Source organism: Stutzerimonas kunmingensis, assembly GCF_032106285.1.
Lineage (GTDB): Bacteria > Pseudomonadota > Gammaproteobacteria > Pseudomonadales > Pseudomonadaceae > Stutzerimonas > Stutzerimonas kunmingensis_B.
In genome coordinates, this window is sequence record NZ_DAMCPO010000018.1 from 1 (window position 1) to 13,371 (window position 13,371).

General features: G+C 62.0%; 12 protein-coding genes and 1 pseudogene. 2 read left to right on the top strand and 11 right to left on the bottom strand.

Features of this window, described 5'->3' with window-relative positions; all coding sequences use genetic code 11:
* Positions 1-116: 116 nt before the first annotated feature.
* The 11 genes and pseudogenes from RT582_RS14825 to RT582_RS14875 form a co-directional block, all read right to left on the bottom strand.
* Positions 117-1,376 (bottom strand): OprD family porin, encoded by a 1,260-nt coding sequence (locus tag RT582_RS14825; RefSeq protein WP_376785688.1) that lies wholly within the window; start codon positions 1,374-1,376, stop codon positions 117-119.
* A 111-nt stretch (positions 1,377-1,487) separates the two neighbouring features.
* Positions 1,488-2,693 (bottom strand): benzoate/H(+) symporter BenE family transporter, encoded by a 1,206-nt coding sequence (locus RT582_RS14830; RefSeq protein WP_313478164.1) that lies wholly within the window; start codon positions 2,691-2,693, stop codon positions 1,488-1,490.
* 159 nt (positions 2,694-2,852) lie between these two features.
* Positions 2,853-3,791: a catechol 1,2-dioxygenase gene (gene catA / locus RT582_RS14835; protein ID WP_313478166.1), complete on the bottom strand. Its 939-nt coding sequence runs from the start codon at positions 3,789-3,791 to the stop codon at positions 2,853-2,855.
* A gap of 72 nt (positions 3,792-3,863) precedes the next feature.
* Entirely contained in the window at positions 3,864-4,154 is a 291-nt protein-coding gene (catC, locus tag RT582_RS14840) for a muconolactone Delta-isomerase (RefSeq protein ID WP_313478169.1), read from the bottom strand.
* A gap of 14 nt (positions 4,155-4,168) precedes the next feature.
* Complete coding sequence (locus RT582_RS14845) at positions 4,169-5,290, bottom strand: muconate cycloisomerase family protein (protein WP_313478171.1); 1,122 nt, start codon at positions 5,288-5,290, stop codon at positions 4,169-4,171.
* A gap of 29 nt (positions 5,291-5,319) precedes the next feature.
* Positions 5,320-6,663 carry an MFS transporter gene (locus tag RT582_RS14850; RefSeq protein WP_313478175.1) on the bottom strand — a complete coding sequence of 448 codons (1,344 nt, stop codon included), beginning with the start codon at positions 6,661-6,663 and terminating at the stop codon, positions 5,320-5,322.
* Between the two features lie 104 nt (positions 6,664-6,767).
* Positions 6,768-7,547: a 1,6-dihydroxycyclohexa-2,4-diene-1-carboxylate dehydrogenase gene (locus tag RT582_RS14855; protein WP_313478178.1), complete on the bottom strand. Its 780-nt coding sequence runs from the start codon at positions 7,545-7,547 to the stop codon at positions 6,768-6,770.
* A gap of 71 nt (positions 7,548-7,618) precedes the next feature.
* Entirely contained in the window at positions 7,619-8,629 is a 1,011-nt protein-coding gene (gene benC / locus RT582_RS14860; RefSeq protein WP_313478180.1) for a benzoate 1,2-dioxygenase electron transfer component BenC, read from the bottom strand.
* 10 nt (positions 8,630-8,639) lie between these two features.
* On the bottom strand, positions 8,640-9,128 hold the full coding sequence (benB, locus tag RT582_RS14865) for a benzoate 1,2-dioxygenase small subunit (protein WP_313478308.1): 489 nt from the start codon (positions 9,126-9,128) through the stop codon (positions 8,640-8,642).
* The gene (benA, locus tag RT582_RS14870) at positions 9,128-10,489 is read right to left on the bottom strand and encodes a benzoate 1,2-dioxygenase large subunit (RefSeq protein WP_102833111.1); all 1,362 of its coding nucleotides are present in this window, start codon (positions 10,487-10,489) and stop codon (positions 9,128-9,130) included. Before benA ends, benB begins: the two co-directional genes overlap by 1 nt.
* A gap of 237 nt (positions 10,490-10,726) precedes the next feature.
* A pseudogene (locus RT582_RS14875) lies at positions 10,727-11,679 on the bottom strand (AraC family transcriptional regulator).
* A 342-nt stretch (positions 11,680-12,021) separates the two neighbouring features.
* On the opposite strand from RT582_RS14875, the gene dusA reads away from it, so the two are divergent.
* On the top strand, positions 12,022-13,017 hold the full coding sequence (dusA, locus tag RT582_RS14880) for a tRNA dihydrouridine(20/20a) synthase DusA (RefSeq protein WP_376785689.1): 996 nt from the start codon (positions 12,022-12,024) through the stop codon (positions 13,015-13,017).
* 131 nt (positions 13,018-13,148) lie between these two features.
* Positions 13,149-13,371 (top strand): transaldolase family protein (locus tag RT582_RS14885; RefSeq protein WP_313478185.1); only part of this gene is annotated, 223 nt, incomplete at its 3' end.

A 13,371-nucleotide genomic window follows, 5' to 3' on the forward strand; every position in this document is an offset into this window, starting at 1 on the left:
GCCGGAAGTGGTGCGCATTATAGGAGCCTGAAAATCAACGTCAACCGTTTATTTCCACTTAGGCCAGATTTCTCTGGCTGCCCCCTCCTATGTCTGCCATGGTGGCGATCTGCTACTCAGAACAGCGCCAATGCATAGCTGAGGATTAACCGGTTCTCATCAATGTCACTGCGGTAGTTAGAGCGTGCTGCAACATTGCGGATACGAATGCCGACGTTCTTCAACGGACCGCTCTGAATCGTATAGCTGATGTCCAGGTCGCGTTCATGAGCGGTACCCTCGAAGCCCCGATCCGTATCGACGTTATCGCTTGCGATATAGCGCACCGTTGCAACTAGGCCCGGAACGCCGACCGCGGCGAAATCGTAGTCGTACCGCGCCTGCCAGGAACGCTCATCCTTTTCTGCGAACTCGTAGGTTGGCACCTCGTTGCCGAGCGGCGTTACGTTGGCGAAAACCCGAGGAAACGCGCTGTCCCCGAACATTGCCTGGTAGCCGACATAGAATGTGTGGCCGCCTTGCCTGGCAGATAGCAGCGAATAGAACGCCCGATTATCAATCTCTCCCGCAAGCTTGCTGCCATCTTCCTGCGAGTCATAGAAGCCCAGGTTGGCGCCAAGCGTCCAACTGCCCAGTGGCTCGCTGTGCTTCAGACCGAGGAAGCGCTGGTTATATATGTCTTCAAGCTGAGCGTACCAGGCACTCAGCGACGTGCGCTTGGCGTTGAACGCATAATCGCCGCCAGCATAGTTGAATGCATCGCTGAACCCCGCTTGCGGGGTGCGGCCCAGCATCGCACGCATCTGGTCATCACCGGCTTCATTGCGAAGGCTCGTCGAGCGCAGGTGTCCACCATGCAAGGTAAGGCCGGCGATCTCGTTGGAAACGAAACTGACGCCCTGATAAGTAGGCGGTAGCAGGCGAATGTCGCTGAAGGTCAACACCGGGAGATTTGGCTGTAGCTCGCCAATCCGCAATTCAGTGCTCGAGACTCGCACTTTCAGCGCAGCACCCAGACGGCTGTAATCATCCGCTCCCCGGCCATCACCAGCCACCGGCAAGAGCCCCGTCCCCGCCCGATCAAGACTGCTGTCGAGCTTTACTCCCAGCATCCCGATTGCATCGACGCCTACCCCAACCGTGCCCTGCGTATAGCCGGACTTGAAGTTGAGAATGAATCCCTGCCCCCACTCCTCCGCCTTCGACTGCTGATTTGGCCCCTCGATATCCGAGAAGTCGCGGCTGAAGTAGTAGTTGCGTGCCTGTAGCGCGGCAGTCGCATCCTCCATGAACCCACCGGCCTCGGCATGCACGTACTGCACGGCGGAAGCGGCAGCAATGGTCAGAGCAAGTCTCGAGATTGATCGTTTCTGCATGGTATTCGTCTCTTGTTGTTGTTTTCTGGATGCACGCAGCCACCTCTCCGGCGTGGTGCCGGGGAGGACTACGTGTTGGGTTACTCGGTTGTCGCGCCGCGAAAATCGAAGTCAGCGGGCCGGCTGTCGCTCCTCCGCGGGATTTGCCGCTACGGGGCGAAGCTTCAAGAAGAGATGGGCAGCAATGCCGAAGATCAGCCCCCAGAACGCCGCGGACAGGTCGAGGAACGACATACCGGATGCCGTCACCAGAAAGGTGATCAAGGCAGCCTCACGGTCTGCGGGCATTGCCATCGCGGCACTCAGCGCGCCGCCAATTGCGGCCAGTAGTGCCAGACCGGCCAGGGCTGCGATCAGAGCCGGGGGAAACGCGGTGAAGATGGAGACCAGCGTCGCGCCGAATACCCCGAGCAGCAGATAGAAGACACCGCCCGATACGCCCGCAACGTAACGCTTCGCCGGATTCTCGTGAGCTTCCCGGCCCGTGCAGATCGCCGCCGTGATTGCAGCAAGGTTCAGCCCGTGGCAACCGAAGGGCGCCAGCAGCAACGAACCCAATGCGCTGCTGCTGATCAACGGGCTGGCCGGCGTGCTGTAGCCGTCGTTGCGTAGAACAGCCATGCCCGGAACGAATTGCCCGGTCAGCGCCACCATCACCAGCGGAAAGGCGATATTCAGCATCACCTGCCAACTGAACTCGGGGGCGATCCAAGTCGGCGTCGCCAAGCCGATCACCAGGGCCTCGCTTTGCAATTCGCCAGAGGCGACGGTGATCGTTACGCCGACAACCAGCACCGCGAGCACCGCGTAGCGAGGCAAGGCCCGCTTAAACGCCAGATAGGTGGCGAACATCGCCAGCACCAGCCAGGGCTGTTCCTTTATGGAGATGAACAGGCCAGTCCCGAAGCGGAACAGGATCCCCGCGAGCATGCCTGCGGCAATCGCGGCCGGCAGGCGGTTGATGATGCGGTCGAATGCACCTGATAGGCCCACCAACAGCACCACCACGCTGGTGACGACATAGGCGCCGACAGCCTCATTCAGCGTGATGTCGGGCAGCATGGTGACCAGCAGCGCCGAGCCCGGCGCGGACCAGGCAATGATGATCGGCACTTTGTAGCGCAGGCTTAGCAGAATGCCGAGCACGCCGCTGCCGATGGAGATCGTCCAGACCCATGACGACAGTACGTCTTGGGGCAACCCACCCGCCTTGGCTGCCTGGAAGATGATCACCAGGGGGCCGGCGTACGAAATCACCGTCGCGATGAATCCCGCGACCACGGCAGAAAGCGAACAGTCTCTGAGTAGCGTCTTCATGAAGCCTCGCAAGTCAGGCCTGGCTATCCGTGACAGTGTCCGGACGGCTCTTGTTGTAGGTGTATCGTTTCAGTGGCTCGACAACGCAGCGGGACACGCCGCACCGCATTAATTGTTGGCGCGGCAGAGCCATCCGTGGCTGGCGCCGACATGCCTGCCTTACGCCTCCTGCAAAGCCCGCGGACGCGAGCTGCGCTGTTCGGCCTTCGGCGCGGGCGCTTTCTGCAGCTGGAAGTCGAAGTCGATCTCGGCGAAGCGGCCTTGCACGCCGCGGCTGCGTGCGGCTTCGGCGTCATCAATGAAACGAATGTCACCGACCAGCCCGTCGCGAGTTGCGTAAGCGAAGTCGTCCCACAGGTACTTGTCGCCGGCCAGGTTGATCTGGGTAGTCAGATGGCGATGGCCCGGCGCGGAGATGAAGAAGTGGATGTGCGCCGGACGCTGACCGTGGCGACCGAGGGTGTCGAGCACCTCTTGGGTCGGGCCGTCGGGCGAGCAGCCGTAGCCGGAAGGCACAATGCTGCGCGCGCGGTAACAGCCGTTCTCGTCGGTCACGATGCGGCGACGCAGGTTGTAGTCGGACTGGCTCTTGTCGAAATAGGAGTAGTTGCCCTTAGTGTTGGCGTGCCAAAGGTCGACTACCGCACCGGCAAGTGGCTTGCCGTCCGGGCCGGTGACGCGACCCTGCAGGAACATCGGGGTGGCGACGCCATCTTCGCTGCCGTCGTCCATGCGCGTCACGCCCTGGGCGATCGGCGCACCCGCGACGTACAGCGGGCCTTCGATGGTGCGCGGCGTGCCGCCGGTGAGGCCTTCCTGCTCGTCCTTGGCGTCCTGCAGCAGGTCGAGGTAATGCTCCAGCCCCAGACCGGCGATCAGCAGGCCGGCCTCATGACGACCGCCGAGGCGATTGAGGTAATCCACCGCCTTCCAGAACTCGTCCTGGGTGATTTCCAGGTCTTCGACGATCTTCGCGGTGTCGACCAGGATGCGGTTGATCACCGTCTTCATGCGGCTGCTGCCTTCGTCATTGTTGAAGCCGCTGGCTTCCTTGAAGAAGGTCTGCACGTGATCGGAGTGGGAGATTTTTACAGTCATGGCTCAGGCCTCATTTTGTAATTGTGGTGACACGGGTTAACTGACCGGGCATCGCCTGGTCCGAAGAATCGATCAGCTGTCGTCCTCACGAATCGAGGACGGGTGACGGCACAGCGGACTGACCTCGATTTCCAGGTAGGGGAACAGCGGCAGCTGCATCAGGGTGTCGTGCAGTTCCTGCACGCTGGCGACATCGAATACGCTGTAGTTGGCGTACTGCCCGGCGATGCGCCACAGGTGGCGCCACTTGCCTGCGCGCATCAGGCCCTGGGCCAGATCCTTCTCGTCCGCCTTGAGCTTGGCGGCCTTGGCCGAGTCCATGTCGACCGGCAGCTTCACGATCATCTTCACGTGGAAGAGCATCTCGGGTTCTCCTCTTACTTGCGGGCGAAGAACGCGAGGCGCTCTTCATCGAGGGTCAGGCCAAGGCCCGGCGTGCGCGGCACTTCCAGATGGAAGTCGCGGTAGACCGGCGGCTCGGCGACGATTTCTTCGGTGAGCAGCAGCGGGCCGAACAGCTCGGTGCCCCAGGTCAACTTATTGAGGGTGACGAAGGCATGCGCCGAGGCCAGGGTGCCGATGGCGCCTTCGAGCATGGTGCCGCCATACAGCGCGATACCGGCTGCCTCGGCGATCTGCGCGGTGCGCAATACGGCACGCGGGCCGCCGTTCTTGGCGATCTTCAGGGCGAAGATGCTTGCGGCGCCGTCGGCGGCCAGGCTGAAGGCATCTTCGACGCTCTCGATGGATTCGTCGGCCATGATCGGTGCCGGGCTGCGCTGGTTGAGCCTGATCTGTCCGCCGCGGTTGATCCGCGAGATTGGCTGTTCGATCAGGTCGATGCCGTTGTCGCCGAGGATGCGACAGGCACGCAGCGCTACCGACTCGTCCCACGCCTGGTTGACGTCGACGCGCACACTGGCGCGCTCGCCGAGGGCCTGCTTGATGGCGATGACGTGCTTGAGGTCGGCATTCACTTCGCCAGCGCCGATCTTCAGCTTGAAGATGCGATGGCGGCGGATATCGAGCATGCGCTCGGCCTCCTCGATGTCTCTCGCAGTGTCACCGCTGGCCAGGGTCCAGGCGACTTCCAGGCTGTCGCGCACGCGGCCGCCAAGGAGCTCGCTGACCGGTAGGCCGAGGCGCTTTCCCTGAGCGTCCAGCAGCGCGCTTTCCAGGCCGGACTTGGCGAACGTATTGCCCTTGGCGGCCTTGTCCAGCCGCAGCATGGCCGTGTTGATATTCGCTGCATCCTGGCCCACCAGCAGCGGGCCGAGGTGGCTGTCGATGTTCTGCTTGATGCTCTCCGGGCTCTCGTTGCCGTAGGCCAGCCCACCGATGGTGGTCGACTCGCCGATGCCTTCAATGCCGTCGCTGCACTGCACACGGATAATCACCAGCGTTTGCTGCTGCATGGTGTGCATCGCCAGCTTGTGCGGGCGAATGGTCGGCAGGTCGACGACGATTGCCTGGATGCTTTCGATCAGGATGGGGCTCATATGGATATCCGATTTACCAATGTCAGGGTTCACGCCTTGGCCGCCGACAGCACGATTGGTGCGGCTTCCGGGCTGCGCTTGCTGGAGATGGCGAAGGCAGTCATGGCCAGTGCGGCGACGACGCCCGGCACGGCGAAGGCCATGAAGTTGAGCTGCAGCGGCAGGTTGATGCCCAGCAGCGCACCACCCAGCAGCGGGCCGACGATGGCGCCGTTGCGGCCGATACCCGAAGCCCAGCCGAGACCGGTGGAGCGGATCGACAGGCCGTAGAACTGCGCGGCGGTTGCGTAAAGCAGGATCTGCGTGCCGATCACGGTGGCGCCGGCGATGAAGATCAGGGTGTAGAGCACTGGCATCGGCGTCTTGAAGCCCAACAGGCTGATCGAAACCACCGACACCGAGAAGAACACCACCACCACCTTGGACAGGTTGTAGCGATCGCCCAGCCAGCCACCGAGAATCGCGCCAGCCATCCCGCCAAAGTTCAGCGCCAGCAGGAAGGACAGGCTGGAGCCCAGGCTGTAACCGGCGTTGGCCATCAGTTTCGGCAGCCATGAACCCAGCGCGTAAACCATCAGCAGGCAGCAAAAGAACGCCAGCCACAGGGAGAAGGTGCGCACGCCACGACCGTCGCGAAACAGCTCAAGCACCGAAGCGCTCTTGCCCTTCACGTCGGTCATCACCAGTTCGTCGTCCGCTGTCAGCTGGTGGCTTGGGTCGACCTTGTTCAGCAGCGCCCGGGCCTGTTCACCTCGCCCCTGACGAACCAAGAAACCCACCGATTCCGGCAGATACCAGAGAATCAATGGCAACAGCAACAGCGGCACGGCAGCAGCGAAGAACATCGCTTCCCAGCCGAAGCGCGGCAGCATGTAGATTCCGAGGCCGGCCGACAGCATGCCGCCCAGCGAGTAGCCGCTGAACATGACCGCCACCAGCGTGCTACGCAGTTTCTTCGGCGCGTATTCATTCATCAGCGCCACTACATTGGGCATCAACCCGCCGCAGCCGAGGCCGGCGAGAAAGCGGAAGATGCCGAACTCGGTCGGTGTGCTGGCGAAGCCATTGAGCACGGTGGCGCCGCTGAACAGTACGAAGCAGATGGCAATGCCTTTCTTGCGACCGATGCGGTCAGCCAGGGTGCCGAAGACCAACGCGCCGAACATCATCCCGAACAGCGCGTAACTACCCAGGGCACCAGCTTCCAGCGGGGTCAGCCCCCATTCCTTCATGATCACCGGCAGCACTACGCCATAGATGAACAGGTCGTAGCCGTCGAAGATCAGCAGCAGTGCGCAGAGGCACACGACGAGCCAATGGAAGCGGCTGAAGCGCGCGTTATCGATTATTTCGTGAACATCTACTTTTCGCATGGCAAGACTCTCTATTGTTTTTGTTAGTCGCGGTCGGCCGCAGCGGTGAATCACCGCGCCGCCGAGGTGCCTTGGCGTTGTCCGGTCAGGCCGGTTTATGTGATTCAGCCGAGATCGCCACCACCCACCGGCAGGGTCACGCCGGTGATGTAGGACGCGTCGTCCGATGCCAGGAAAAGGATCGCGCCGGCCTGCTCGTCGATCGTCCCGTAGCGCTTCATCAGGGTTGAATCGACGGTCTGATCGACGATCTGCTGGTACCAGAGCTTTTCCTGCTCAGTCTGCTCGGCACTGTTGCGCGGAATGCGCCGCGGCGGCGCCTCGGTGCCGCCCGGCGCGGTGGCGTTGACGCGAATGCCGCGCTGGGCGTTCTCGAAGGCCAGGCACGCAGTCAGCGCATTCACCCCGCCCTTGGCCGAGCCATAGGGCACGCGATTCAGGCTGCGCGTGGCAATCGAGGAGACGTTGACGATGGCGCCCGCGCCCTGCTCCAGCATGTGCGGCAGCGCGGCGTGACAACACCACAGCGTGGGGAACAGCGAGCGACGCACTTCGGCCTCGATCTCATGTTCCAGGTAATGCTCGAAGGGCTTGGCCCAGATGGTGCCGCCGACGTTATTGACGAGGATGTCGAGGCGACCGAAGCGCGCCTTCGCCGCGGCCATGACGCGATGGCAGTCGGCAAATTGCTCGAGATCGGCGGTGAGCGTCAGCACCTCGACGCCATTCGCCCCCAGCTCATCGGCCAGTTCGTGGACCAGCTCGGAGCGGTCGACCAGCAACAGCCGGGCACCCTCTTCGCCCATGCGCTCGGCAACACGCCGACCGATACCCTGGGCCGCCCCGGTGATCACGGCGACCTTGTTCTGAAAACGTGTGTTCATCTACCCAACCTCTGGAATGGCGAGGGATTCGGTGGGCAATGCGGCGCAGTTGCCCACCCTACGGTTGGCTGTCAGGCGCTGGCGGCAAACTTCTCGTAATAGAAATTCGCCGGCTCCAGCCCCTGCTCACGAATGAACCCGCTGACCGCCTCGACCATCGGTGGCGGGCCGCAGAGGTAGATGTCCACTTCACCGTCGTTGAGGTGCCCGGGCTCGATGTGCTGGGTCACGTAGCCCTTCTGCGGATAGGCGCTGTCCGGGCTGGCGACGCAGGCGCTGTAGGTGAAGTTTGGGATGCGCGCAGCGAAGGCCTCGAGCTTCTCCATCTCCACCAGGTCGTGGTCGTGGGTGACCCCGTAGATCAGGTGCAGCGGATGCTCGCTACCCTGCTCGGCGATCTTCTCCAGCATCGCGGTGAACGGCGCGAGGCCGGTGCCGCCGGCCAGCAACAACAGCGGCCGCTTGATTTCGCGCAGATAGAAGGCGCCAAGCGGGCCGGCCAGGTTGACGCTGTCGCCAGCCTTGGCGAGGTTGGTCAGAAAGCTGCTCATCAAGCCGCCCGGCACGTTGCGGATCAGGAAGCTGACCTCGCCGTCCTTCTGCAACGAGCTGAAGGAATAGGCGCGGGTCTGGTCGCTGCCGGGCACCTGCAGGTTGACGTACTGCCCAGGCAGGAAGGCCAGCTGGTTCAGCGATTCGCCCTTGATCGACAGTGCGATGGTGCTCTCGGAGAGCTGGCGCACATTGCTGATGGCAGCCTGGTAGTTGGCCTGCTGGGTCTTGCAGATGTCCGAAGCGGCCGGCACACGAATCACGCAGTCACTCTCGGCGCGCATCTGGCAGGTCAGCACGTAACCCTGCTCGGCTTCGGCTTCGCTCAACGCATCCTCGATGTATTCTTCGCCGAGGTCGTAGCGGCCGCTCTCGGCAAAGCATTTGCAGGCCCCGCAGGCGCCGTCACGGCAATCCAGCGGGACGTTGATGCCCTGGCGGTAGGCGGCATCGGCGACGGTTTCGCCTAAGTTGGCGTCGATGAAACGGGTGACGCCGTCTTCGAAGTTCAGTGCGATGTTGTAGGTCATGGCGGCGCCCTCAGAGGTGGTACACATCGATCATCTGGCGGATGTAGTCGTTCTTCAGCACGACCTTCTTGGCCTTGATCAGCGGGTTCTCGCCGCGCGTATCGAAGGTGTAGAAGCTGGTGCCGTAGAAGTGGTCGACCGTCTTGTAGCGAAAGCTCATCGTGTGCCAGTTGAAGCGCAGCTTGCAGACGCCATCGGCCTGCTCGAGCAGCTCGAGGTTGCTGATGCTGTGGCTCGTGCGGGTATCCGGAATGGTCGCGCTAGAACGCTCGGTGCGGATGCGGAACACCCGGTCTTCCAGGCCACTGCGGTTGCCGTACCAGATCAGCGAAATTTCGGTCATCGGGTCCTGGGTCAGCTGGTCGCGGTCATCCCAGGCGGGCATCCAGAAGGTGGCGTCTGGCGCGTACAGTTCGAGCCAGGCGTCCCAGTCCTTGTCATCCAGGTAGCGCGCTTCGCGGTAGAGGAAGTCGCGCGCGGTTTCGTACGAGAGAGTCATCACGCGCCCTCCACGTGGATCAGTTGGTCCTGCTCTTCCTTGAGCCCCTTGATCATCTGCTGCTGCCAATAATGATGTTGCAGCACAAACAGGCCTTCATCCTCCGTGCGCATGCCGCTCATCTGCGGGTGCAGGTCGATCTCCTGCGCACCTTCATCGGCGCCGTCGATCCAGTGCTTGGCTCCGCGGGACATGTCGTTCCATTCCATCGCCCTACCGGCAAAGCCCTGCTGGCAGGCGCGGAATTCTTCCAGGTCGTCCGGCGTGGCCATGCCGCTGACGTTGAAGAAGTCTTCGTACTGGCGGATGCGGCGGGCACGGGCTTCTGCGCTTTCGCCCTTGGGGGCGATGCAGTAGATGGTGACTTCGGTCTTGTCGACGGAGATCGGCTTGGCGATGCGCAGCTGCGAGCCGAACTGGTCCATCAGGTACAGGTTCGGGTAGAGGCAGAGGTTGCGCGAGTTCTCGATCATCCAGTCGGTCCGCGCCTGGCCGAACTCGGTGATCATCTCGTCACGGCGGGCATACAGCGGACGGTCTTCCGGGTTGTCCCAGCGGGTCCAGAGCAGCAGGTGGCCGTTCTCGAACGAGTAGAAACCACCGCCCTTCTTGCCCCAACCGCCGGCGCTCATGGCGCGGATGTCGTCACCGGCCTCTTTCAGCTTGCGCTGCTGCTGGGTGGCGGCGTAGTTCCAGTGCACGGCGGTGACGTGGTAGCCGTCGGCGCCGTTTTCGGCCTGCAGCTTCCAGTTGCCTTCATAGACATAGGTGGACGAGCCGCGTAGCACTTCGATGCCGTCCGGCGACTGGTCGACAACCATATCAATGATCTTCTTCGATTCGCCGAGGAAGTCTTCCAGCGGCGCCACGTCCTCACGCAGGCTGCCGAACAGGAAGCCGCGATAGGACTCGAAGCGCGCGACCTTCTTCAGGTCGTGGGAGCCGTCGCAGTTGAAGCTATCCGGGTAGCCAGCTTCCTTGGGGTCCTTGACCTTCAGCAGCTTGCCCGAGTTATTGAACGTCCAGCCATGGAATGGACAGGTATAGGTCGCCTTGTTGCCGCTCTTGAAGCGGCACAGCATGGCACCACGATGACTGCAGGCATTGATGAAGGCGTTGAGCTCGCCATCCTTGTTGCGGGCGATGAAGATCGGCTGACGACCCATCTGGGTGGTGTAGTAGTCGTTCTTCTCGGGGATCTGGCTCTCGTGAGCGAGGTACAGCCAGTTGCCCTCGAAGATGTGTTTCATCTCCAGATCGAACAACCGAGGATCGGTGAACATCTCGCGCTTGCAGCGAAAGACGCCCTTCTCTTTATCTTCTTCTAGCAGCGAATCAAGGTAGTCGAATCCCAGGGACATGGCCGGGGCCTCCATTGTTATTGTGTCTACGTGATGAAGGCTACGGCGCGGGGAGAGGGATCAATATCCGTTTCCTGCAGGACCTTTATCCGTTTTCTGCAAAGCACAAGCGGACAGATTGACGCAGGCACGCAGGAACACACCCGCGCATCACACGGGGTGACGAGCAGCGAATGCGCAGAGGCAGGGAAGGAAAAAAGAGCCGCTTCCGTCGGACCGGCAGCGACTCAAGGGGACTCAGTGATGGCGGCGCAACGTATCCGAAGGTAGCTCGCCGAAGGTGCTCTTGTAGCTTTCCGAGAAACGCCCCAGGTGCATGAAGCCGTAGTCCATGGCGATTTCGGTGATGTTGCGCACCTTGGCCGAAGGATCGCTTAGCCGGCCATGGATCTGCTCCAGCTTGCGCTGGCGGATATAGGACTTCGGCGTGGTGCCGACCTTGCGTTCGAACAACAGATAGAGCGAGCGCAGGCTCATGTTGGCCAACTCGGCCAGCTGTTCGACAGAAATTTCACGCTTCAGATGCTCATCTATATAGTCGGCAATCCGCCCGAAGGACGGGCAACTGTCGCCAAACGGATCGCGGCGGATGTTGCTGGCCAGGCTGCAGAGCAACTTGCTGGCGATGATCCGGCTGTACTGCTCCTGAATCTGCGGAATGCTCTGCTCGGACCCCGCCTCCTGGCAGATCAATCCAAGCAGGCTGCCAAACCCATCGAGTTCGCTGAGCGCGTGGCGGTTGCTGCCGAAGCGAATCCCCTCCGCCGGAGCCTGCCACTGGTTCTCGCCACAGGCCTTCTCCAGAAAGGAAGCCGGCAGCTTGACGATGAGCTTTTCGCAGTCATCCGAATAGGTCAGGTCGACCGGATCGTCCGGATTGATCAGCAGCAGCTCGCCGGGGTGAAATAGTGCTCCTGGCCCCGGCCGCGCCACAGGCAATGGCCGCGCTGCAGCAGCTGCAGGTGGTAGATGGTCTCGAGCGCCGGCGAAGTGACGTGAACGCTGCCGCCATAACTGATCTGGCACAGGTCAAGCTTGCCGAACTTGCAATGACTGAGGCTGGCTTGCGGACTGCCGGTGCGCGGCAGACGAATGCAGTGCGCCCCCACGTGCTGATTGACGTAGTCCGAAACGGCATGCGGATCGGCATGCTCGAAGATCCTGCTTTTTTCGTTCAGCAGTCGTTCCATCACCAGGCACTCGCATTGTTCTTATAGTCGGCCGGTCCATCGTCAACGACGCCGGCGGCGATTCCTGCCACGCACATGCATTTTCAGGCTTGATCTGCGTCAAGACTATCGCTTCGTTCGAGCATAGGAGATTCGACCAACGAACGACACCCCGTCGTTCGGTGACCGCACGGTTTTTGGCGGACCGCAAGACGGGCACCTGGAAAAGGCAGCCGCCGCTGTTCCGGACCGGACGACAGGCTTGCAAGCCGGGCTGGCCCATGGGCAGCATCCTGTATAATGCCGCCCCCATTTACCGCTCGTGTGCGCCTGCACCGACTCTCCAAGTTATCCGGCCCGATAGTGCAAAGTCCTCGTTCGAATCAGTCTGTTGCAAGTAGAAAGTTCTCCGTCGCACCCATGATGGACTGGACGGACCGCCGCTTTCGCTACTTTGCCCGGCAGTTGTCGCAGCACACCCTGCTCTACACCGAGATGGTGACGACCGGCGCACTGCTGCATGGCGACGCCTCGCGCTTTCTGGGCCACGACGAGTGTGAACACCCGCTGGCGCTGCAGCTCGGCGGCAGCGTGCCGAGCGATCTGGCAGCCTGCGCCAAGCTCGCCGAAGCCGCGGGTTATGACGAGGTTAACCTCAACGTCGGCTGCCCCAGCGATCGGGTGCAGAACAACATGATCGGCGCCTGCCTGATGGGCCACCCGTCACTGGTGGCTGATTGCGTAAAGGCAATGCGCGATACAGTGGGCGTCGAGGTCACCGTCAAGCACCGCATTGGCATCAACGGGCGCGACAGCTATGCCGAGCTGTGCGATTTCGTCGGTCAGGTTCGCGACGCCGGATGCCGCAGTTTCACCGTGCACGCGCGCATAGCAATCCTCGAAGGGCTGTCACCGAAGCAGAACCGTGAGGTGCCGCCATTGCGTTACGACATCGCCGCGCAGCTGAAGAAGGACTTCCCGGACCTCGAGATCATCCTCAACGGCGGCATCAAGACGCTGGAGGAGTGCCGCGCGCACCTAGAAACCTTCGATGGCGTCATGCTAGGGCGCGAGGCCTACCACAACCCCTATCTGCTGGCCCGCGTCGACCGGGAGCTGTTCGGTAGCGAAGCGCCGGTGATCAGCCGGGCACAGGCTCTACGCAATATGCGACCCTACATTGAGCACCACTTGAGCGACGGTGGCGCGATGCATCACATCACCCGTCATGTGCTCGGTTTGGGCCAGGGCTTTCCCGGCGCGCGGCGCTTCCGTCAGCTGCTCTCGGTGGACATCCACAAGACGAGCAACCCCCTTGCGCTGCTCGATCAGGCGGTGGGGCTGCTCGAAGGGCACTGACGCTCCACGTTCAAGGAACGCAACCCCGGCATCTGAATCAAAGGCCAGGCGCATCCGGGTCCACCCGCTCGTTGAGCGGGCTGACTGGCTCGGGTAAGGTCATGCCACTCACAGGACGGAGCCCCTCTTACATGACTTCCAAGCTGGAACAACTCAAGCAGTTCACCACTGTCGTCGCCGATACAGGCGACATCGACGCCATTGCTCGCCTGAAACCGGTGGACGCCACCACCAATCCTTCACTGCTGCTCAAAGCAGCGGCTATGCCGCGTTATGCCGATGACCTGGCGAACGCGATGAAGCAGTGCCACGGCGATATCGGTCTGGCGTGCGACCTGTTCGCCGTCGCGGTAG